This is a genomic window from Rhizomicrobium electricum, assembly GCF_011762045.1.
GTDB lineage: Bacteria > Pseudomonadota > Alphaproteobacteria > Micropepsales > Micropepsaceae > Rhizomicrobium > Rhizomicrobium electricum.
On the sequence record NZ_JAASQS010000001.1, the window covers coordinates 562880 to 582539 of the forward strand.

At 63.2% G+C, this 19660-nt stretch carries 20 protein-coding genes and 1 riboswitch; of the genes, 8 read left to right on the forward strand and 12 right to left on the reverse strand.

Annotated features, from left to right (window positions below; translation table 11 throughout):
- Positions 1-114: 114 nt before the first annotated feature.
- From phoB to FHS84_RS02415, 6 genes are all read right to left on the reverse strand, one after another.
- Positions 115-813, reverse strand: a complete 699-nt coding sequence (gene phoB / locus FHS84_RS02390; protein ID WP_166929903.1) for a phosphate regulon transcriptional regulator PhoB — start codon at positions 811-813, stop codon at positions 115-117.
- 3 nt (positions 814-816) lie between these two features.
- The gene (gene phoU, locus FHS84_RS02395) at positions 817-1527 is read right to left on the reverse strand and encodes a phosphate signaling complex protein PhoU (protein WP_166929905.1); all 711 of its coding nucleotides are present in this window, start codon (positions 1525-1527) and stop codon (positions 817-819) included.
- A gap of 65 nt (positions 1528-1592) precedes the next feature.
- Positions 1593-2933 (reverse strand): ATP-binding protein, encoded by a 1341-nt coding sequence (locus tag FHS84_RS02400; protein WP_166929907.1) that lies wholly within the window; start codon positions 2931-2933, stop codon positions 1593-1595.
- A gap of 48 nt (positions 2934-2981) precedes the next feature.
- On the reverse strand, positions 2982-3779 hold the full coding sequence (locus FHS84_RS02405; RefSeq protein ID WP_166929909.1) for an isocitrate lyase/PEP mutase family protein: 798 nt from the start codon (positions 3777-3779) through the stop codon (positions 2982-2984).
- Positions 3776-4294: a methylated-DNA--[protein]-cysteine S-methyltransferase gene (locus tag FHS84_RS02410; RefSeq protein ID WP_166929911.1), complete on the reverse strand. Its 519-nt coding sequence runs from the start codon at positions 4292-4294 to the stop codon at positions 3776-3778. The genes FHS84_RS02405 and FHS84_RS02410 overlap by 4 nt, the downstream gene beginning before the upstream one ends.
- Positions 4281-5729 (reverse strand): AlkA N-terminal domain-containing protein, encoded by a 1449-nt coding sequence (locus FHS84_RS02415; RefSeq protein WP_166929913.1) that lies wholly within the window; start codon positions 5727-5729, stop codon positions 4281-4283. Before FHS84_RS02415 ends, FHS84_RS02410 begins: the two co-directional genes overlap by 14 nt.
- A gap of 91 nt (positions 5730-5820) precedes the next feature.
- Positions 5821-5981, forward strand: a riboswitch (cobalamin riboswitch).
- Positions 5982-6127: 146 nt separating this feature from the next.
- Between FHS84_RS02415 and FHS84_RS02420 the strand changes: the two genes are divergently transcribed.
- Positions 6128-7993, forward strand: a complete 1866-nt coding sequence (locus FHS84_RS02420; protein ID WP_166929924.1) for a TonB-dependent receptor plug domain-containing protein — start codon at positions 6128-6130, stop codon at positions 7991-7993.
- Here the strand turns inward: FHS84_RS02420 and FHS84_RS02425 are convergent, their stop codons facing one another.
- The 3 genes from FHS84_RS02425 to FHS84_RS02435 are packed head-to-tail and all read right to left on the reverse strand — an operon-like array spanning position 7994 to position 9880.
- Positions 7994-8839: a CheR family methyltransferase gene (locus tag FHS84_RS02425; RefSeq protein ID WP_166929926.1), complete on the reverse strand. Its 846-nt coding sequence runs from the start codon at positions 8837-8839 to the stop codon at positions 7994-7996.
- A 2-nt stretch (positions 8840-8841) separates the two neighbouring features.
- Complete coding sequence (locus FHS84_RS02430) at positions 8842-9207, reverse strand: response regulator (RefSeq protein WP_166929929.1); 366 nt, start codon at positions 9205-9207, stop codon at positions 8842-8844.
- A 58-nt stretch (positions 9208-9265) separates the two neighbouring features.
- Positions 9266-9880 carry a histidine phosphotransferase family protein gene (locus FHS84_RS02435; RefSeq protein WP_166929931.1) on the reverse strand — a complete coding sequence of 205 codons (615 nt, stop codon included), beginning with the start codon at positions 9878-9880 and terminating at the stop codon, positions 9266-9268.
- A gap of 138 nt (positions 9881-10018) precedes the next feature.
- Between FHS84_RS02435 and cysQ the strand changes: the two genes are divergently transcribed.
- From cysQ to FHS84_RS02450, 3 genes are all read left to right on the forward strand, one after another.
- Positions 10019-10804: a 3'(2'),5'-bisphosphate nucleotidase CysQ gene (cysQ, locus tag FHS84_RS02440; protein WP_166929933.1), complete on the forward strand. Its 786-nt coding sequence runs from the start codon at positions 10019-10021 to the stop codon at positions 10802-10804.
- A gap of 574 nt (positions 10805-11378) precedes the next feature.
- On the forward strand, positions 11379-11915 hold the full coding sequence (locus tag FHS84_RS02445; RefSeq protein WP_166929935.1) for a hypothetical protein: 537 nt from the start codon (positions 11379-11381) through the stop codon (positions 11913-11915).
- Between the two features lie 239 nt (positions 11916-12154).
- Positions 12155-14041 carry a methyl-accepting chemotaxis protein gene (locus FHS84_RS02450; RefSeq protein WP_208393660.1) on the forward strand — a complete coding sequence of 629 codons (1887 nt, stop codon included), beginning with the start codon at positions 12155-12157 and terminating at the stop codon, positions 14039-14041.
- Positions 14042-14116: 75 nt separating this feature from the next.
- Here the strand turns inward: FHS84_RS02450 and FHS84_RS02455 are convergent, their stop codons facing one another.
- Positions 14117-15799, reverse strand: a complete 1683-nt coding sequence (locus FHS84_RS02455) for a carboxylesterase/lipase family protein (protein WP_166929937.1) — start codon at positions 15797-15799, stop codon at positions 14117-14119.
- Positions 15800-15884: 85 nt separating this feature from the next.
- The gene (locus FHS84_RS02460; protein ID WP_166929939.1) at positions 15885-16124 is read right to left on the reverse strand and encodes a hypothetical protein; all 240 of its coding nucleotides are present in this window, start codon (positions 16122-16124) and stop codon (positions 15885-15887) included.
- Positions 16125-16341: 217 nt separating this feature from the next.
- On the opposite strand from FHS84_RS02460, the gene FHS84_RS02465 reads away from it, so the two are divergent.
- Positions 16342-16944 carry a DUF1134 domain-containing protein gene (locus FHS84_RS02465; RefSeq protein ID WP_208393661.1) on the forward strand — a complete coding sequence of 201 codons (603 nt, stop codon included), beginning with the start codon at positions 16342-16344 and terminating at the stop codon, positions 16942-16944.
- A 79-nt stretch (positions 16945-17023) separates the two neighbouring features.
- Here the strand turns inward: FHS84_RS02465 and secF are convergent, their stop codons facing one another.
- A complete protein-coding gene (gene secF / locus FHS84_RS02470; protein ID WP_166929941.1) occupies positions 17024-17968 on the reverse strand; it encodes a protein translocase subunit SecF in 945 nt (314 codons plus the stop codon).
- A 203-nt stretch (positions 17969-18171) separates the two neighbouring features.
- Between secF and FHS84_RS02475 the strand changes: the two genes are divergently transcribed.
- The 3 genes from FHS84_RS02475 (at position 18172) to FHS84_RS02485 (ending at position 19604) form a co-directional block, all read left to right on the forward strand.
- Complete coding sequence (locus FHS84_RS02475; RefSeq protein WP_166929943.1) at positions 18172-18783, forward strand: DedA family protein; 612 nt, start codon at positions 18172-18174, stop codon at positions 18781-18783.
- Positions 18784-19054: 271 nt separating this feature from the next.
- Positions 19055-19255 carry a hypothetical protein gene (locus FHS84_RS02480; protein WP_166929945.1) on the forward strand — a complete coding sequence of 67 codons (201 nt, stop codon included), beginning with the start codon at positions 19055-19057 and terminating at the stop codon, positions 19253-19255.
- Between the two features lie 34 nt (positions 19256-19289).
- Positions 19290-19604 carry a MarR family winged helix-turn-helix transcriptional regulator gene (locus FHS84_RS02485; RefSeq protein ID WP_166929947.1) on the forward strand — a complete coding sequence of 105 codons (315 nt, stop codon included), beginning with the start codon at positions 19290-19292 and terminating at the stop codon, positions 19602-19604.
- The last annotated feature ends 56 nt before the right edge of the window (positions 19605-19660 follow it).

Genomic DNA, 19660 nt, shown 5'->3' on the forward strand with positions numbered 1-19660 from the left:
CTGCACGACCTCTTGCGTGGGGCTCACACCCACAAGATCTGCCGGTAGCGGAGCTTCATTACTCGAAAACGACTGACCAGCGCGCTCGCCGCGGTGCTTGTTTGTGTGCCGCCACTACGCCGTAACGGACGAGTCTTCGAGGGCATAGCCCGCGGACCGCACTGTGCGGATCGGGTCGTTGGAGCCGTCGACGATCAGCGCTTTCCGCAAGCGGCCGACGTGGACGTCCACCGTGCGCGCTTCGACGTAAACATCCGACCCCCACACCGCGTCCAGAAGCTGCTCGCGCGAGAATACGCGACCGGGATGCTGGATCAGGTGATCGAGCAGCTTGTACTCGGTCGGCCCGAGGTGGACTTCCTTGCCGGCGCGGCGAACCCGATGCGCGGCGCGGTCCATCTCTATGTCGCCGACGGTGACGATATCTTCGGCCAGACTTGGACGGATGCGGCGCATCACAGCTCTGAGGCGCGCCAACAACTCCATCATCGAAAACGGCTTGGTGAGATAATCATCGGCCCCGGTGTCAAGGCCGCGGATGCGGTCCGATTCCTCGCCGCGCGCCGTCAACATGATGATCGGAACGTTGCGGGTTTCCTGGCGGCTTCGCAGACGGCGGCAAACCTCGATGCCCGACAACTGCGGCAGCATCCAATCGAGCAGCACAAGGTCCGGCTGCTCCTCGGCGGCGACGAGCAGTGCTTCTTCGCCATCCATCGCCACCAGCACGCGATAGCCCTCGCGCTCCAGATTGTATCGGAGCAGGGTGACTAGGGCGTTCTCGTCCTCCGCCACGAGCACCGACGGCTTCATGCTTCAATCCTTCTTTTCGATCCGCGCACTGGCGGTAGTGTCCCCTTTGGGGCGCTCAAGAGCGAGATGGCCGCCGGTCACCATGTGATAGACCACCTCGGCAATGTTGGTGCAGTGATCGCCCGCCCGCTCGACGTTCTTGGCGATGAACAGGAAGTGCGTGCACAGCCCGATCGTGCGCGGGTCTTCCATCATGTAGGTGAGCAGTTCGCGGAACAGGCTGTTGTACATCTCGTCGATTTCGCCGTCCTGCTTCCAGACGAGTTCAGCGGAATCGGGATCGCGGTCGGAATAGGCATCGAGCACCGCCTTGAGCTGGGCCAGCGATTGGCTGCCCATCCGTGCGAGGCTCTGCGCCAGCCGGATCGGCTGCTCGCGGTTGAGCACGATGGCGCGCTTGGCAATGTTCTTGGCTAGGTCGCCGATACGTTCGAGTTCGCCGGCGATCTTGATCGCCGCGAGAGTCTCGCGCAGGTCCACCGCCATCGGCTGCCGCAAAGCCAGCACCCTCAGCGCCTGCTCTTCGATCTGCTGCTGCAGTTCGTCGACTTTGCGGTCGCCCGCCACCACCGCCTCGGCCCTGGCGGTATCGCGCCGGGCAATGGCGTCGATGGCGTCGGCAAGTTGCGCCTCGGCGAGGCCGCCCATCTGCGCCACCGACGACGCCAGCGCCTCCAACTGCTCGGTGAAAGCCCTTACGGTATGATCTGCCATGGCCCTGCCCGCTTCCTCGTTGCCGGCACCATTCACACCGGCAACGCTATCGATATGCGATGATTTTATAACAGTTCCGTGACACCGGCGTCGGACGGCTTTTCCGCGGCCTTTTTTGCCGCCGGGAGCAGGACCGTAAAGATGGAACCCTCGCCCACCCGGCTTTCGATTTGCAACCGCCCGTTATGCCGGTTGACGATGTGTTTGACGATGGCGAGCCCCAGACCGGTGCCGCCGCGCTCCCGGCTGCGCTTCACATCGACCCGGTAAAACCGCTCGGTTAGCCGGGGAATCGCCTCCGCCGGGATGCCTTCGCCGTCGTCCTTAACGGATGCCACCACCTGCGGCTCCGGTCCGCGCCGCCCCGGAGCCATCTGCTGCCGCAAGGTAATTTTCACCTCGCCGTTGCTGCGGCCGTACTTGATCGCGTTGTGGATCAGATTCTGGAAGACTTGGACCAATTCGTCGCGCTCACCGCTCACAGCGGGGACTGGGCCGGGGCAATCGACCGAGATGGTAATGCCGTCCGCCTTGGCGAGCGGCGCCAGCGCCGCAGCGGCCTGTTTGATCACGGCCTCAATCGACACCTCGCCCCGCGGCGGCACATGTTCGTTGAGCTCGATCCGGGTCAGCGACAAAAGATCCTCGATCAGCCGGCGCATCCGTTCGGCCTCGACACCCATGATATCGAGGAACTGCTCGCGGGCTTCAGCGTCGTCTCGGGCGGGGCCTTTTAAGGTCTCAATAAAGCCGGTAACGGCGGCGAGCGGTGTCCGCAACTCGTGGCTGGCGTTGGCGATAAAATCCACCCGCATCTGTTCGGCGCGCTTCATCGCGGTAAGGTCGTGCATCAGCAGCATCACGACCGCCGGATCGGAAGATACCCGCGCGGTGAACGCCTGATAATTGCGCTCGATCGGGACCCGGACGGTGAACTCGACCGATAAGGGCTCGCCGGTGTGCGCAGTCCGCGCCAGGGCTTCCAGAATCGCAGGATTGCGCATCACGGCCGAAACGTGTTTGCGCTCGATCCCGACGCCGACCACGTCCCGCATGGCGCCATTGGCAAACAGCACCCGATCGCCGCCGTTGACCAGCATCAAAGGATCAGGGAGCCGTTCCAGCATTTCGCGCGCCAAAGGCGACAACATGGCCAACTCGTCGGACGCCGGCTCTTCGACCGCCGCAAACGGCTGCCGGCGCTCGCCGATGCCGGCGGAAACGGCCAAGATCAGCGACACCACGACGACCGCCGCCAGCCCCTGAAATCCGAGCCATGTAAAAACGGCCGCGCCGACGATCAAAGCCGCCGTCACGGACCACAGCATCCGCCGAAGAGTTGCCCAGAACGCGGCGTCTCTGTTCATTCCGTACACCGCATAACGATTCGCGCTATCCGACATCATAGCCGCAATTTGGCCTTGAACTGCGACGGTTCGGTAACGGCTGCGGCGCTATCGACGCATTAAGTCGTTCAAAGGTGGTACGGAAATCTCCGGACTGGTGAAAATACCGACCCGGCCTTCGGCCAGAAACGCCCGCGCATCGTTATAGGCCCGGTTGTAGGCAGCGCGCGCCAGCCAGCCTCCCGCACTGAGACGGCGCACACCGAGTTTCCCCAGCGCGGCGGCATCCGGCACGCCGTCCCAAGCGAGCAGATTCAGCGGCAGGCCCACCGCCGAGACCATACGGGCGATCTCGTCCGGGTCCTTCAGTGCAGGGACAAATATGGAGTCGGCACCGGCCTGCCGGTAAAGCGCGGCGCGGCGGACGCTTTCCCCGAATGCTTCCGCAACCGGAACGAGACCGCGCAGATAGACGTCGGTGCGGGCATTGATCCACAGCGCGATACCTTTGCGTGCGGCAACCGAGCGGGCACGCTCGATCTTGGCAGCAAGAATTTCGGGCGCGTCGCGACCGTCTTCGATGTTCACGCCCACTGCACCGGCATCGAGGATACGCGTCAGGGGCTCTTCCACCGATGCGGCGTCGGCCGCATAGCCGGCGACGATATCGGCCGAGACCGGAATACGCACAATCCGCACGATCTCGGCGACGGTCGCCACCAGCTTCTCGAACGGAAGCGTTTCGTCGGGATAACCATAACTCCAAGACACGGCGGCACTCGAGGTCGCAATCGCCTGGGCGCCGGCGGCTTCAATCACTCTGGCACTGCCCGCATCCCAGGCATTGGGAAGGACCAACAAGCCCGGTCCGGCATGCAAAGCGGCAAATTCTCGATCCAGGCTCATCTCAAACTCCCAAACAGGCCGGTATGACGGGCTTCGTGCGCCAACAGCCATTTCTTGCGCGCAATCCCGCCGCCATAGCCGGTCAGCGATCCGTCGGCGCCGATAACGCGATGGCAAGGCACGATCACGCCGATCGGATTGGCACCGTTGGCCAGTCCCACCGCCCGCATCGCACCCGGCTGACCGAGCATCTTGGCCAGCGCACCATAACTCATGGTTTCGCCCGCCGGTATGCTGCGTAATGCCTGCCACACGGTGTTTTGAAACGGCGCACCACGCATCCGCACGCGAATGTGATCGATGGCGCGCACATCGCTGTCGAAATAAGCGGCCATCGCCGCAACGAGACCGAAAGGATCGGCGCCTTCGACGAAATCGGCGCGACCGAACCGCTCGAGCCAGGTATCACCTTCGTACCAGCCGAACGCATGCACGACGCCTTCCGCATCATAGACAAGACGGGCTTGGCCCACCGGTGTTTCCAGGCCGGTAACGAATAGATCATCGTTCGGCATCGTGAGCCCACAAATGCTGTGCCGCATAGGCCCGCCACGGCCGCCACATCTCGGCCCGTTCGAGCAGCATGGCTGGCGTCGGACGGTGGCCATTGGTTTCTATGGCGCGCAATAGCGCAACATCGGCCGCCGGAAAAGCGTCTCCATCGCGCAGAGCCCTGAGAGCCCAATACTGCGCCGTCCAGGGACCGAATCCGGGCAATGCGAGGAGCCGCGCCACCGCAGCTTCATGTCCGCCGACCGGATCGAGCAGGTGCGGATCGCGCGTCACTGCATCGGCAAGGGCGGCGAGCGATTTGAGACGCGCCCCCGGCATGCCGAGAGCGGAAATATCGGTGGCTGCGAGACGCTGTGGCGTCGGAAATGCCGCCACGAGGCGTTCGTCGCCCGTGGCATCCGATGAAAGATGCGGGCTGGTCAGCCCGACCAGTTTTCCCGCGAGCTTGCGCGCTGCCACCACGCTGACCTGTTGACCGAGAATGGCGCGCACGGCCATTTCAAAACCATCCCAACCGCCGGGCGCACGCAGTCCCGGCCGTTTCGCGATCAGCGGTGCCAGAACATCGTCGCCGGAGAGATGCTCGCCGATCGCCGCCACATCGGCATCGAGATCGAACACCCGGCGCAACCGCGCCACGATGCCAAGCAGCGCCCGCACGTCGGGAAACCGGATTGTCGCCAAAAGCGTGCCGCGGCCGGGTACGACCGACACGCTGCCGAATGTGCCGCCAATTTCGATGGTGCGGGCATACCGGTCAGGTTCGGCAATCTCAACGCCGTCCACAGCGCGCGCGGCGAGAAACGCAACAATACGATCCCAATCGTAGGGCGGGCGATAGCCGATCTTCACGGTGACGGCGGTGGCATCTTTGCGACGGCGACGTAACGCGCTCGGACTGCAGCGATAGAGCTTGGCGAATGCATCGTTGAAACGCCGCACGCTGCCGAAGCCGGACGCCTCCGCAATGGCACTCATGGAAAGCGCAGTGTCCTGGATCAGCTGCTTTGCAAACAATATGCGCCGTGTCTGGGCTACGGCGACCGGCGGCGCCCCAAGATGCTTGTCGAACAAGCGCCGAAGCTGACGCTCGCCGACACCAAGGCGATCAGCCAACGCACTGACGCCCGCTTCGCCGTCGAGACCGCCTTCGGCGATCAAGCTGAGTGCGCGCGAAACCGTGTTGGAGGTACCGCGCCAAGCCGCAGCGTCCGGCGAAATCTCCGGCCGGCAACGCAGGCATGGACGGAACCCCGCCGATTGCGCAGCAGCGGCACTTGCGAAAAACCGGCAGTTCTCGCGTTTGGCTGTTCGCGCCGGGCATATCGGGCGGCAATAGATGCCGGTAGACGTGATGGCGACGAACAGCCGGCCATCGAAACGCGCATCGCGACTGGCGAGGGCTCGGTAACAGACGTCGAAAGGCGGCAAATCCATGCCCGCAACTATGCCCCAAAAGACACGCTGCGTCTGGCCATTTTCGGACTCGAAAGCCAAGCCGGTTGACGGCGGCCGCGGCGCCGGATTAGCACTGCCTTACGCACAGGGTTTCGGGAACGCGAAAGCGGCTGCCCCCGCAACTGTACCGGCGAGACGGTTTCCACAGGCCACTGAGGCGAAAGCTTTGGGAAGGCGGAAAACCGACGAAGACCCGGTAGCCAGGAGACCTGCCCTGCGCCGTCGTCCTGTTTCCGACCGGGGTGTGTCGGGAGCTGCGGGGGAAACCGTCGCGACGACAGAAGTGGAGTCGTCGCGGGTGTGCACCCAGAATCCATTGCGAGGTTCGATGCGGGTTTCCCGCGTGCCGACTCTTGGCTCAAACCAGGAGAACGCCAATGCGTAAGTTATTTCTGTTTTCTACCGTTTCATTGATTGCGCTCGTACCCGCGTGGGGCGAGACAGTCGTCGTCAGCGCTACCCGTACGCCGCAGCCGCTCGAAAAGACCGGTACGTCGATGTCGGTCATCACGGCCGACGATATCGCGCTGAAACAGACACCCGTGCTCGCCGATATTCTTGCAGATCTGCCGGGCGTATCGATCACACGCAACGGCGGCGTCGGGCAGGTCACCAGCCTGTTCCTGCGCGGCAGTGAAGTCGGCCAGACCCTCGTGCTGGTCGACGGCATTCGCATCAACGATCCCAGCGCCACAACGGGCGGCGCACTGCTCGGCGACGTGCTCGCCAACGGGCTCGAGCGCATCGAAGTACTACGCGGTCCGCAATCGACGCTGTACGGCTCGGACGCCATCGGCGGCGTCGTCAACCTCATCACCGCACGCGGCGGCGACAACACGTTGAAGCTGACGGCGGAAGGCGGATCGTTCGATACGGCGCATTTCAATGCGGCGGCCAACGGAACGTTCGGCAGTGTCGAGTTCGGCGCGGCAGCGAATTATTACGTCACCAATTCGGTTTCGGCAGCGGACGCCCGCAACGGCAATCCGGAGGCCGACGGCTATCACCATTTCGGTGCCACCGGAAACCTGCGCTGGCACGCGACCGATGCCATCAGTCTCGACGCCCGTCTCTATTACACCCGCGCCCGCGACAGCTATGACGGATACGACCCCATCACCTTCGCGTTCGGCGACACGCATCAATACGGCAACAACGAACTGCTGGCGCTATACGGCGGGATCAATGCGGATTTCTTCGGTGGCCGCTTCACCAACCGCGTATCGGCGGCGTATTCCGACAGCGACCGCAAATCCTACGACACGGTAGAAGACTTCTTCGCCAAAGGCGCCACGACGCGGTTCGAATACCAAGGCGGCTTCAAGCTCAACGAAGCCAACGAACTGACGTTCGGCGCCGAAGATCAGCGCACCAGCTTCAAGACGCAGTACCTGGCTTACGCCCCGGTTCCCACGACCGGCAGCAATCGCATCGATGGCGTGTACGGCCAGTGGCAATCGACCATCGCCGACGGCGTTACGCTGACAGGCGGTATTCGCTACGATCATGACCGCGAATTCGGCGATCACACCTCGTACAAACTGGCAGCGGCTTGGCAGGTTGTCGACGGCACGACGCTGCGCGCCAATATCGGCGACGGCTTCAAAGCGCCAAGCCTCTATCAGCTCTATTCCGAGTACTCCAATCCGATCGAAAGCCTGAAGCCTGAAACGGCAACGGGCTGGGAAATCGGTGCCGACCAGACGCTGGGAACGTGGCAGGCCTCGCTGACTTATTTCGAACGGCGCACCGGCAACCAGATCGATTTCTATTCCTGCTGGACCGGCACTTCGCCGATCTGTACGCAGCGGCCGAGCGGTTTTTACTACAACGTCAATCGATCGCGGGCGAAGGGCGTTGAGATCGCAGTGAACGGCAAGATCACCGAGGCGCTGTCGCTCAATGTTTCCTATACCAATCTCACCGACACGGATCGCGCCACCGGCTTACAGCTCGCACGGCGGCCACATGACAGCTTCGCGACGACGCTCACTTGGCAGCCGCTGGATGGACTGACGGTTGGAGCGGGCGTCAATTACGTCGGCGAGCGGTTCGACGATGCCGGCCATTTCACCAAGCTCGGCGACGTGGCGCATGTCAATTTGTTTGCATCCTATACTGTTTGGGACGGCGTCGAACTGTTCGGGCGGGTCGAGAATCTCGGCGATAATCTGCGCGAACCCGTCGCCGGCTACGGCGCCATGGGACGGGCATTCTTCGGCGGCATCCGGACGAAAATCTGATTACTTGACGAGCGAGAGACGGCGCGCGGGGGCTGGCCTGGACTTGTAGAACAGCCCCGGCGCGCTGTCGGCCAAGACGTAACCGAGGATATAGCTGTCCATGGACTCGGCCGGGCCGACCAGCAGGGCGCCGTCGGGCATCAAGATGTCGCCGATGCGCTCGAGAACGGAGGCGCGCGTCTTGAGGTCGAAATACATCAGTACATTGCGGCAGAACACGACATCGCAGTCGGGCAGCCAGCCGTAGGAATCGAGCAGATTGAAGGTGCGGAACGTCACCATCCGCCTGAGGTGATCGGAGATGCGCCAGTTAGCGCCTTCCTGCGTGAAGTTCGACACCAGGCGGCGGATCGGCAGGCCGCGCTGCACTTCGAACTGCGAATAAACCCCTTCCTGGGCGCGCGCGATCATTTGCGAATTGATGTCGGTGGCAACCAGCGTGATCGACCAGCCTTCGTCGGCGAGCTTGGCGTCGTCGAGCAGCATGGCAATGGAATACGGCTCCTGGCCCGCCGCGCAGGCGGTGCACCATATCTTGAGCTGCTTGGTATCGGAACGTGCCTCTTTCAGTGCCGGCAGAACGATGTCGCGGAATTCGTCGAAGGTCTTGCGGTCGCGGAAAAAGGCGGAGTCGTTGGTCGTCATCGCCTCGATCACCGCCTGGACCAGCGCTTCGTGGCCGTAGTGCAGTTCCTTCAAGAGCGAAGGAATGTCGCGGAAGCCGAAGCGACGCACCACCGGCATCAGCCGGGTCTCGATCATGTGCGTCTTCTTTTCCGCGAGCACGATGCCGGCGCGGCGGAGAAGCACGTTGGCGAGATAGGAGTAGTCGGGGCAGTGCGTCACGGTCAGACCAGCCCCACTTCCGCAAGCTTGGCCGCGATCAACTCGCGATCGAACGGCTTCAGGATGTACTCGTCGGCCCCGGCGATGATCGCCTCGCTGAGATCGGTGGGATCGTTCTCGGTGGTGCAGATGAGGACCACCGGATGATTGCCTTTGGTCTCGCTGCGCAGCGATTTCAGGAAGTCGATCCCGCTCATCTGCGGCAGTTGGCCGTCGAGCAGAATCACGTCCGGCATCTTGCGGCGACAGGCCATCAGCGCCTCGGCGCCGTTCTCGGCTTCCATGGTCTCGAACGACAGGTCCGCCAGAATCTTGCAAGCGACCTTGCGGATCACCCGGCTATCATCGACCACAAGGCATGTTTTCATCGGATTAGCCGCAAGAGTTGCAACGCATCCAATCTAAACTCCCGAAGGTAAAGGAGCCCTAACCAGCGACCAGTTCCACAGCCCCTTCGCGCGGGGTGATGGTGAGGCCGGCATTGACCCCCTTGGCGAGACGGAATGTCAGCACCGGCTGGACGCCGCGCGCATCGTGCTCGCAAATTTCGCCCTTCAAAGCGCGCTCGACATCTTCGGAGATGCGGGCACCGGTTCCGGTCGCAGTCACCTTGAAGCCGGGCGCCTGGCCGAAACCGTTGGCCTCGATCCGCACAACCCCGCCGCGCGGCAGGCAATCGACGCCGATCAAGGTCGCATTCATCAGGAGCTTGGCCCAGTCCTTCGGCCAATGCACCGGCGGCGGATCGAATTCCAGCGTCACCCGGCCGACGCTCATCAGACCGGCGATCAGAGTACCGACCTCGCCGAGAGGCAGTTCCGCCCCGGCCGAGCCGGCGGCCCCGAACGCCAGCCGCATGAACTGCAGCCGCGCCAGCGCCTGCGCCGCACTCGAGGTCACAATCTTGAGGGCATCGGCGCGCATCGCTGCGTCACGTTCGTCTTCCAGCACCTCGAGCCCGTTGACCACGGCACCCAACGGGCCGACCAGATCGTGACAAACCCGGCTGACGAGAAAGGCGGAGAACTCGAGATCAGTCATAGGAGGTCCCTGGGTGAAAGCTCTGGTGGACAGCGTTGGGAATTGGTTATCGTCTCCTTTGCGGTTTAAGGAAAGCTTAATGGGTTCGATTCCGGCACCCAGAGGCGCAGCTCCCACGGAATCGCGGCAGGAGAGACCATGACCAACACCGCCTCGCCCATGCTGAAAGCCCTGGCCAGCATCGCCTACGATGCCGGGGCCATCGTGCTCGCCCACTACACCGACGAGATCACCGCCACTCGCAAGCAGGACAACTCGCCGGTCACCGCCGCCGACGTCGAAGCCGAACGCTTCATCCTGAAGCGGCTCGCCCAACTCGCCCCCGGCGTGCCGATCGTCGCCGAGGAAGAAGTGGCGGCGGGACGTATTCCGAAAGTGGGCAAACGGTTTTTCCTGGTCGATCCGCTCGACGGCACCAAAGAGTTCGTCTCCAAGAACGGCGAGTTCACGGTCAATATCGCCGAGATCGTCGAAGGCAAGCCGGTGCGCGGCGTGGTCTACGCCCCAGCCAAGGAGCGCATCTTCTTCGGCGAAACCCTGTCGGGTGCCTTCGCCATGACGGCTGCGCCCGGCGGCGCTCCCGATTTCGCCGCCGCCCATGCCATCGAGGCGCGGCCCGCTCCCAAGGACGGCCTGACGGTCGCCATCTCGCGCACCCACAACGACAAGAAATCCGAAGAATATCTGGCGGCCTACCCGGTGAAGAATTTCATCGTGGCCGGCTCGTCGCTGAAATTCTGCCTGATCGCGGCAGGCGAAGCCGACATCTATCCCCGCCACGGCCGGACCATGGAATGGGATACCGCCGCCGGTCACGCCGTCCTCGCCGCCGCAGGCGGCAGTCTGACCACGATGGAAGGCCGGCCGTTCATGTACGGCAAGGCCGGTTTCGCCAACCCGCATTTCGTGGCGCGCGGGGCGTGACAGTCTCCTCCTGAGAGGTCGCCAGAGCGCGAAGCGGGCGAAGCCGTCACTGGCGTCGGCCCCCCACCCGGAAAATCGCTCGACCAGCTTTGTGCCGTTCCTCCGGCCAGTTTTGTCGCTCGCGATTTTCCGACCTCTCCACAAGGAGGAGGTAGTTTCGGCAACATAATTGTTCTGCCAAATCGAAGAGGGTACCCCCTCCCGCTCTGAATGTGCTTGGGGGCAGAAACAGGAAAACGTGAATTCAATTCCGACTAAACCGCGGAAGAAGAACGAGAAACGTCTGATTAGGACGCGACGCGAACCGTCCTCTGTCCAGAATCGAAATCGAATCGTTCTAAACTGATGCCTTCCCTTTGAAGCATAAGCAAAACGGCGTGTTTCCGGATGCGCACCACCGTGTGCGCCGGCATCAGCAAATCATTCGCAAGAGCATTCACGACGGTCAAACAGCACAGCCTCAATTGAGGTAGGAACGATCCAAGAACATTCAAGTGGAGCGGCGCGCGGTCGCTGGCCCAGAGCCGACGCGCGATGCGCTATATCTCGACCGAGACGGGATTCGGGGGACGGTATGATGCGGATGGGCGTTGCGGTCGTGGCGGTGCTGCTGTGCGGAGCCGCGGTGGCGGGACCTTCGGGCGACAAGTTCAAGTGCGGCGGCGATGAAAAAACCTGGCGGGTCGATCTCTCCATCGCGGCGGCGCCGCGGCTGGACTGTGCGGGGCTGAAGGCCGTCGTCAAAGCCTTCGCCTTGCTCGACGAGCGCGACCTTCCCAATTCGCAGGCCGGCGGGCGGCCCAAGAAAATGGACTATTATCCCCGGACCGCGACGAGCCTGCTCAAAGCCTTGCGCCAAGGCGACGGCGCGGCCGGTCCGGGGTGCCTCGCGCTGCGCGAGGCGGTGGCGAAGACCTCGGACTCGTCGGTCGCCTTGCACGGGATCGAACTCGTCACGCTGATCGACAACAAGGCGGGCACCTGCACCAAGGGACTGCGGGCGGCGCTCGGCGACAATCCCGATGCCCTCGGCGTTCTGGAGCAAGCCGCCGACCTGTGCGAGGGCCGCAAAGAAGCCCACTGCGCCCTGCTCCGCGCGCAGGCAAAATAAGTCCTTCAGGGCTCCACGCCAGTGCCGTCCCGGCGCGATAACGCGCGGGATTTCCGGCAGGCCGAGTGTCTGCGCCCGGCGCCACAACCGGAAGTTTTTCGACCTGTAAGTAGAAACACTTAGCGGGCTTCAAAAGCTCCCATCGGGCACACCGTACACGCGATATCAACGAAATCCCGGCAATGTTGACAGCAAGGAAGGCGAGCGTTTCGCGCGCGCCGTGTCAGGGACATGTCAAAATGAATTTCAAGGATTGGACCGTCAGCAAAAAGCTCCTGGGCGCCTTCGCCTGCGTGCTGATTACGACGATGGCATTGGGCGGCTTCGCCGTTCTGCAGCTCGCGAACATGAACAGCCAGACCGATGTTCTGAGCGGCCATTGGGTCCCAGCCATGAAGGCGCTGTCGCAGTTCCAGTACAGCTCGACCCGCTTCCGCTCCTATTCGAGCAGCTATCTCCTGCCCGGCACCGACGCGGAACACGAGAATACGTTGAAGCTGCTCAAGAAGGCCGAAGTGGCCGCCGACGAGGCGCTGGCCCAGTTCACCAGCCTTGCCTCCTCCGCCGAAGACCGGCAGATCGCCGCCAAACTGCAAGAGACGTGGTCCGCCTACAAGCCGCTGCGCGAGGAACAGGTCGCACTTTATAAGTCCGGCGGCCTCGACAAGGCGGCAGCCTATTTCATGGGCCCGATGCGCAAGAGCTTCAAAGCCCTGACCGAAGCGACCGACACGGCCTACGAATACAGCACCAACGGCGCCGCCGCAGCGGGCCAGGAAAGCGAAAACATCTTCTACTCGTCCAAACTGTTCGTGTTCGTGGCGATCGGCCTTGCCATGGCCCTGTGCGCCGCCGCCTGGTATTTCATGAACCGGGTGATCGCGATGCCGCTCACCAACATGACCGACGCGATGGACGAACTCGCCCGCGGCAATCTCCAAGCCCACGTTCCGCATGCCGATCAGCAGGACGAAATCGGCAAGCTCGCGGGGGCGATGACCACGTTCAAGAACCAGCTCGCCCAGGCCGAGGAAGCCAAGGAACAGCAGACCCAGGTGATCGTCTCTTCGATCGGCACCGGTCTCGATCATCTCGCCAAGGGCGACCTCACCCATCGCGTCACCGCCGACCTCACCGGCGCCTTTGCCAAGCTGAAGGAAGACTTCAACTCGGCGATGGAACGCCTGCAAGGCACGATCAAGAACGTGCTCGGCTCGGCGCACCAGATCGCCTACAACGCCGGCGAAATCTCGACGGCCGCCGACGACCTGTCGCATCGCACCGAACACCAGGCCGCCAGCATCGAAGAAACCGCTGCGGCGCTCGAGGAAATCACCGCCACCGTCAAGAAGACCGCCACCAACGCCAAGGCCGCCTCGCAGAGCGTGGCCGGGACCAAGGATGCGGCCGAGAACGGCGGACGCGTGGTCGAAACCGCCGTCAAGGCGATGGACGCCATCGCGCAGTCGTCGAAGCAGATCACCGACATCATCGGCGTGATCGACGAGATCGCCTTCCAGACCAACCTCCTGGCCTTGAACGCCGGCGTCGAAGCCGCGCGCGCCGGTGAAGCCGGCAAGGGTTTCGCGGTGGTGGCGAGCGAAGTGCGGGCGCTGGCGCAGCGCTCGAGCGAAGCCGCCAAGCAGATCAAGGCGCTCATCAATACGTCGAGCGAGCATGTCGGCGACGGCGTGAAATACGTCGGCGAGACCGGCGAAGCGCTGAAGCGGATCGTCGACCAGGTGCTGCAGATCAACAGTCTGATCGGCGAAATGGCGCTGGCGGCCGAGCAGCAATCGACCGGCATCGAAGAAGTCAATTCTGCGGTCAACCAGATGGATCAGGTGACGCAGCAGAACGCCGCCATGGTGGAAGAGTCGACGGCGGCCTCGCGCAATCTGGCGGACGAAACCAAGGTGCTGACCGATCTGGTCGGCTTCTTCTCGGTCGGCGATACGCATCTCGCCACGCCCGTGGCCCGGACGGCCACGCCGCGCACCACGCTCAAACCGGCGGCAAAACCAGCGGCGAAGCCGGTGGCCAAGCCAGCCGCGAAAGTCGCGGCCGCAGGCGGCGGACGGGCTCCGGCGACGCGCACCAGCGACGACGACTGGACCGAGTTCTAGGAACTTTTCATTTGGTCGCGCTTCTTTTCCGATAACCGGTTCCCACGTATCGGGAAGCGCTCCACGGAGGGGGCGTTATGCCCCCTTCCACGACTGCCAGAAGGCGCGTTCCTCGCTGTCCGGATCGTCCGCCACCTGACACTCGGTGTTGATGAGCATGGTGGCGCGCCGGGCGGTGTCGTACCGCGGCCATTGCGGCTGGCCCACCGCGGTTGGCACGGCATTGCGGGCGAACGAGGTGAAATAGCTCGACATCGCCGCCGAGGCTTGGGCCAGTCCCGGTCCCTGCCCTTGCAGATCCCTGATCTCGTAATTGTAGAAGACCAGCGAGATGTCGGAGGCGTGTCCGGCGCGGAAAATCCAGTCGGTGTCTTTGATCGGAACGTTCGACTGGTAATCGTAGCGATAGCGATAGACCGGCGCCGGCTGCTGCGACTTCAAATCGGCGATCTTCACCGTGCCGTTGCCGAAGCTCATCGCGGTCATGATCGCGATGCCGAGTTCGGGCGCGGTCGCCTGCGGCCGCGTCTTCTTGTAGAGCGCGATGATGGCGTCGGCGGCGCTGCCGATCTGCTGATGCGCCAGCGCGGTCAAGCCCGCTTCGTCGCTCTTGAAGAACGCCGGGTTGTCGCGCACGAAGAACGTCGCCTCGTCGCGCGCGTTGCCGATCAACAGCGGCACGTTGGCGGCAATCGCCGGCGCGGCCGGATCGAACGGATCGGCGGGCAGCGCCACGCCATCCACCACCGGAGCCCAATTGCCGGGCACGTCCTGCCCCAATCCGCCTCCGGACGCCGGGCCCGGATGCCTGGCGGCGTATGCGGCCGTCGCCGTACCGAGCGGGCCTTTCGGGCCTTGCATCTGGAGGGCGAGAAGTTTTTCGCCGGGCACGTCGAGCAGCTTGGCCGGATCGGAAATGCCAAGACCGGCGAGCACGCGGCGCGCGGTTTCGGTGCCGGACTCTTTCGAGATGCCGCGCAGCATCGGGCCGCTCTGCACCGCCGCCTTATGGAACAGCCCCTGCGCCGCGGGCATCGCCATCACCGCGCAGGTCTTGGCACCGCCGCCGGACTCGCCGAACACCATTACGTTACCGGGATCGCCGCCGAACGTCGCGATGTTCTGCTTGATCCACTGCAAAGCCGCGACAATGTCGAGCTGACCGCAATTGCCGGACTGGGCATATTCGGGCCCGAGCAATTCGCCGAGATAGAGATAGCCGAACAGGCCGAGGCGATGATTGATCGCCACCACCACGACGTCATAGGTCGCGGCGAGATGCGAGCCGTCCTGGATGTTCTGACCGCCGGAGCCGGCCGTAAAGCCGCCGCCGTGCAGATAGACCATCACCGGCCGCTTGCCGCCGTCCTTCACCGCGGGCGTCCACACGTTCAGCACCAGACAGTCTTCGCTGTAGGCCGGTTCGTGCTCGCCATAGGTGCCACCGGGCGCCTGCAATGCCGGCGAACCGAGGCGGGTGGCATCGCGCACGCCCGTCCACGGCGTCACCGGCGGCGGCGCCTTGAAGCGGTTCTTGCCCGATACCGGACCGGCATAGGGAATGCCCTTGAACGCCAGCGCCCCGCGGCTGTGCCCGCCACGGATCTTTCCGCTGGCGATCTCGACCTCGAGAAACGGCTCCACGGTTTGGGTCGGCCAAGCGGGCGCTTCGGCCCGAGCCGGAAGCCACAGATGCGGTACCGCCACGGCGGCCCCTCCGATCTGCAACAGCGTGCGACGACGGATAGAATACACCATGGCTCCCACTCCTGAGCATTCCCTGGCGTAGTTTCTCACGTTCGCCGGCCGCTTGCAGTAGCGGAGTGATCCACTAGCGCAGGTGTTACCGGTCGTAGTCGTGCCGGCTGGAATAGAACAGCAGCGCCATCAGCCCGGCCCCCACGACGATGGTAACCACCACCCCCAAGACCAGGAAGATCCAGCCCGCCGGACTCATCGCGACGCCGGACATATCGCGCCAAGCATCCGTTGCGTAAACGACGGCGGCGACGAGAAAACCGGCCAGTACGGCCAGCGTGATCCAGCCCCCCAGCCCCAGGCGCAACTTCGGTTTGTTTTCCATGCGACCCATTCCGGCTGGATGACAACGAATTAACGCCCGGCCGGTCTATTCGAACCCGAACGGCCTGCGCCAACATCAGGTTGCCAAAATCGGCTGGCCCAATCCAGCCTCAGTCCCCGCAAAGGGAGACAGAGGAGGGCCGTTGGCGGCCGGTGCGTTTCAGGCGATGATTCGCCGTTGGTGATTCGTCCGGACGACTGCAAGAGGAGTACCGTTGATGAAAAGACGTGAGCTGATGCATGGACTGCTGTTGGGCGCGCTTGCGGCCGGCATGTCCCCCCTGCCCGCGTTCGCGGATGAAGAGGATCGGGAAAGCGACAAGTCCGGCGATCTGGACGAAACCTTCTCGGAAAACGAAATCACCCGGTCGGCGGCGGACTTCTTCGGCATCGCCACCGAGGCCACCGCCAAGGCGGTGCAGCGCGTGTTCCGCGACCAGGGCCGCCCCGATGCCTACGTCAAGGGCGACGAGGGTTCGGGCGCGTTCGTGGTCGGTCTGCGCTACGGTTCGGGCTGGCTGATCCGCAAGAACCACGAGCCGAAGAAAGTCTACTGGCGCGGCCCGTCGATCGGCTTCGATGTCGGCGGCAATGCCTCGAAGGTGTTCACGCTGGTCTACAATCTCAAGACCGAGAAGCGCCTCTATCACCGCTTCCCCGGCGTCGAAGGCTCCTACTACTTCATCGCCGGTATCGGCGTTCTCTATATGCGCCGCAGCGGCGTCACCATCGCCCCGATGCGAACCGGCGTGGGCCTGAGGGCCGGCGTCAACGCGCAGTACCAGGAATTCACCGAAACGCGCGACTGGTTCCCGCTCTAAGCCTGCGGCACACCACATAAGAAAAGGGGCCGGCGGTGACGACCGTCGGCCCCTTTTTTCATATCGGCGATCGGCCCGTTCAGGCCGCCGCTTCGGCCTTTTCCTCGATGCTCCCGGCCGGCTTGGGCAGGTAGAGCAACAGAGCCGCGGCGACGTAGGTCGACGAGAAGGTGCCGACCACGATGCCGAACAGGATCGAACCGGTGAACTCCTCGAGCGCCGGCACGAAGAAATAGAGCGGAATGATCGAGAGGGCGGTCGCCACCGAGGTCAGGATCGTCCGCGTCAGCATCTGGTTGGTGGAGAGGTTGATCAACTCGGGCAGCGGCATGCGCTTGTACTTGCGCCGGTTCTCGCGCAGCCGATCGAACACCACCACGGTGTCGTTGATCGAATAGCCGGCCAGCGTCAAGAGCGCGGCGATCGAAGTCAGCGTGAAGTCGAGATGCAGGATGCTGAACAGACCCGCGGTGACGAACACGTCGTGACCGGTCGCGAAGGCGGCGCTGATGCCGTATTGCCATTCGAAGCGGAAGGCCACCCACAGCGCGATCATGATGACCGCAAGGATCGCCGCGTAGATACCGCCGCGGAACAACTCACCCGAAACCTTGGCGCCGATCACCTGGGTGTTGAGATATTTATAGCTCGTGCCCATCTTGTCTTTGATCTTCTGCGCCGCGACGTTGTAGTCCTGATTGGCGTTCGGCTGGACGCGGATCATCAGGCACGAAAACGCCGGCGTCGAACACGGGCCGCCGCTGGTGGTCTGGATCACCGTGTCGTTGAAGCCGAGCGATGCGATCTCGGAGCGGACTTTCGCCACCTGAGACTCGCTGATCGTGTAAGGCGCCTTGGCCTGCACCTCGACGCCGCCGGTGAAGTCGAGGCCGAGATTGAAGCCGTGGAAAAAGATCGAAAGGATCGAGACCAGCAGCAGAAGCCCGTCGACCGCAAACGCATAATAGCGCGCGCCGATGAAGTTGATGTTCGTGGCTTCCGGGAGAAATCTGAGCAGAGGCATGAAGTTAGGCTTCCAGATGGACCGGCGAGGAATAGACGCAAAGGCCCGTTCCGACAAGGCGGCGAACCCCGCCCCTTGCCAACTGGGGCCTTGGCAGCGGATTTTCCAGCAACCTGCGGCAAAATGACTAGATCTCACAGCACAGGGTTGGCAATCAAGGCCGGCACACCCCACTTAACCCTCAGCAGCACATCCGGGCGACCATGGAGCAATTTGCCACCGACGTTCTCGCCTTCATCCGGACCCATCCCGAGATGGCGGCCCTGGTCATCGGGTTCACCGCGTTCGCCGAAAGTTTCGCTTTCGTCAGCTTCTTCTTCCCCGGCTTCGCCATCCTGGTGGCGGCCGGCGCCATGGTGCAGGCCGGACTGATCGATCCCGTAGCGGCGGCTTTGGCCGGCGCTGCCGGAGCGGCGCTGGGCGATGCGGTGTCGTATTGGATCGGCATCAAGTTCGGTCACATGCTGCCCGATGCGTGGCCCTTCCGCCGCCATCCGGACGCGCTCGAACAAGGCGCGACGTTCTTCAAAAAATGGGGCTGGCCAAGCGTCTTCATCGGCCGTTTCTTCGGCCCGTTGCGCGCCTTCGTACCCTTGGCGGCCGGCATCTGCCGGATGCCGCTGGTACCGTTCATGGCCGCCAACGTGATCTCCGCAGTGGTGTGGGCACCGGCGCTGCTGTTTTCCGGTTATGTGATCGGCACCATTGCCCGCAGCGGCTGGTCGATCGAACAGAAGGCATTGGCGGCAGGCGCCGCATTGGCGGCGTTCGCGGGCCTAGTCTGGCTGTCGCGGAAAATCTTCAAGACGGGATGACGTTCGCGAGACGATCACATTCGCGTGCGCCCTTGCCCCCATCACAACCGAAATCGATCGGACACACGGAAACGTGAGGTCCGGCAGATCGCGAATTTTCCTGCATATTTTCGTTTGTAAGTCTTACATCGCCGCCGCGGGCACTAGTAGAGATCTGCAATAGAATTGCGAAAATGCTTTCAACCTCGCAGCTATTTGACTGCTTGCCGCATGCAATTTTTCGAAGATGAACTTATATCTCTTTCATGCGCCGCGCGTGGAGGGATAGCCAATGAAGTTACGCGCTCAGTTCGTGGTCGACGTGACGGCCACCGACTACGTTCAAGCAGCCGACCACCAGAAGCGTCTTGGGGCGTTCCTGGAAGAGATCAAGCGTCAGTATACCGACGCGACTTTGACGATCCGGGAACGGCGCAAGCCGAAGCTCGTACGCCGACCACGTGAGGAGGACAGCCTCGCGATATCCGAATGACGAGAGCCAAACCTCACAATCGTAAGGCCTCGCCGTGAAGATCGCTGCAAGACTTGCCACCGCCCTGAATACCGTCTCGCGCCGCTGTGAGGACGACAACCTCGGTTGCATCACCGTCTTCCTGTGCGTGTGCGAACACAACGGAATCTGCATCAAGGACATCGTCCACCTCTGCGGCCTGAGCGAGGCCAAGGTTTCGCGCTCGGTCGAATCCCTGCGCCTGTCGGGCCGCCAGGGCCTAGTCGACGTCCACCGCCACCCCACCGACGGCCGCAAGCGGCTCGTCTTTCTCACCGACGACGGCGAAGCGCTGCGCGCCGAGATGGAATGCCTGTTCCAAGGCGCCTGACGCGCATAAAAAAGCGGCGGGCCGAAGCCCGCCGCTGAAGTTCACACAAAAGTTCG

What these genes read in the sequence shown, in the direction of transcription:
- phoB (WP_166929903.1), bottom strand. Translation starts at nt 813, where the DNA reads ATGAAGCCGTCGGTGCTCGTGGCGGAGGACGAGAACGCCCTAGTCACC.
- phoU (WP_166929905.1), bottom strand. Translation starts at nt 1,527, where the DNA reads ATGGCAGATCATACCGTAAGGGCTTTCACCGAGCAGTTGGAGGCGCTG.
- FHS84_RS02400 (WP_166929907.1), bottom strand. Translation starts at nt 2,933, where the DNA reads ATGATGTCGGATAGCGCGAATCGTTATGCGGTGTACGGAATGAACAGA.
- FHS84_RS02405 (WP_166929909.1), bottom strand. Translation starts at nt 3,779, where the DNA reads ATGAGCCTGGATCGAGAATTTGCCGCTTTGCATGCCGGACCGGGCTTG.
- FHS84_RS02410 (WP_166929911.1), bottom strand. Translation starts at nt 4,294, where the DNA reads ATGCCGAACGATGATCTATTCGTTACCGGCCTGGAAACACCGGTGGGC.
- FHS84_RS02415 (WP_166929913.1), bottom strand. Translation starts at nt 5,729, where the DNA reads ATGGATTTGCCGCCTTTCGACGTCTGTTACCGAGCCCTCGCCAGTCGC.
- FHS84_RS02420 (WP_166929924.1), top strand. Translation starts at nt 6,128, where the DNA reads ATGCGTAAGTTATTTCTGTTTTCTACCGTTTCATTGATTGCGCTCGTA.
- FHS84_RS02430 (WP_166929929.1), bottom strand. Translation starts at nt 9,207, where the DNA reads ATGAAAACATGCCTTGTGGTCGATGATAGCCGGGTGATCCGCAAGGTC.
- FHS84_RS02435 (WP_166929931.1), bottom strand. Translation starts at nt 9,880, where the DNA reads ATGACTGATCTCGAGTTCTCCGCCTTTCTCGTCAGCCGGGTTTGTCAC.
- cysQ (WP_166929933.1), top strand. Translation starts at nt 10,019, where the DNA reads ATGACCAACACCGCCTCGCCCATGCTGAAAGCCCTGGCCAGCATCGCC.
- FHS84_RS02445 (WP_166929935.1), top strand. Translation starts at nt 11,379, where the DNA reads ATGATGCGGATGGGCGTTGCGGTCGTGGCGGTGCTGCTGTGCGGAGCC.
- FHS84_RS02450 (WP_208393660.1), top strand. Translation starts at nt 12,155, where the DNA reads ATGAATTTCAAGGATTGGACCGTCAGCAAAAAGCTCCTGGGCGCCTTC.
- FHS84_RS02455 (WP_166929937.1), bottom strand. Translation starts at nt 15,799, where the DNA reads ATGGTGTATTCTATCCGTCGTCGCACGCTGTTGCAGATCGGAGGGGCC.
- FHS84_RS02460 (WP_166929939.1), bottom strand. Translation starts at nt 16,124, where the DNA reads ATGGAAAACAAACCGAAGTTGCGCCTGGGGCTGGGGGGCTGGATCACG.
- FHS84_RS02465 (WP_208393661.1), top strand. Translation starts at nt 16,342, where the DNA reads ATGAAAAGACGTGAGCTGATGCATGGACTGCTGTTGGGCGCGCTTGCG.
- secF (WP_166929941.1), bottom strand. Translation starts at nt 17,968, where the DNA reads ATGCCTCTGCTCAGATTTCTCCCGGAAGCCACGAACATCAACTTCATC.
- FHS84_RS02475 (WP_166929943.1), top strand. Translation starts at nt 18,172, where the DNA reads ATGGAGCAATTTGCCACCGACGTTCTCGCCTTCATCCGGACCCATCCC.
- FHS84_RS02480 (WP_166929945.1), top strand. Translation starts at nt 19,055, where the DNA reads ATGAAGTTACGCGCTCAGTTCGTGGTCGACGTGACGGCCACCGACTAC.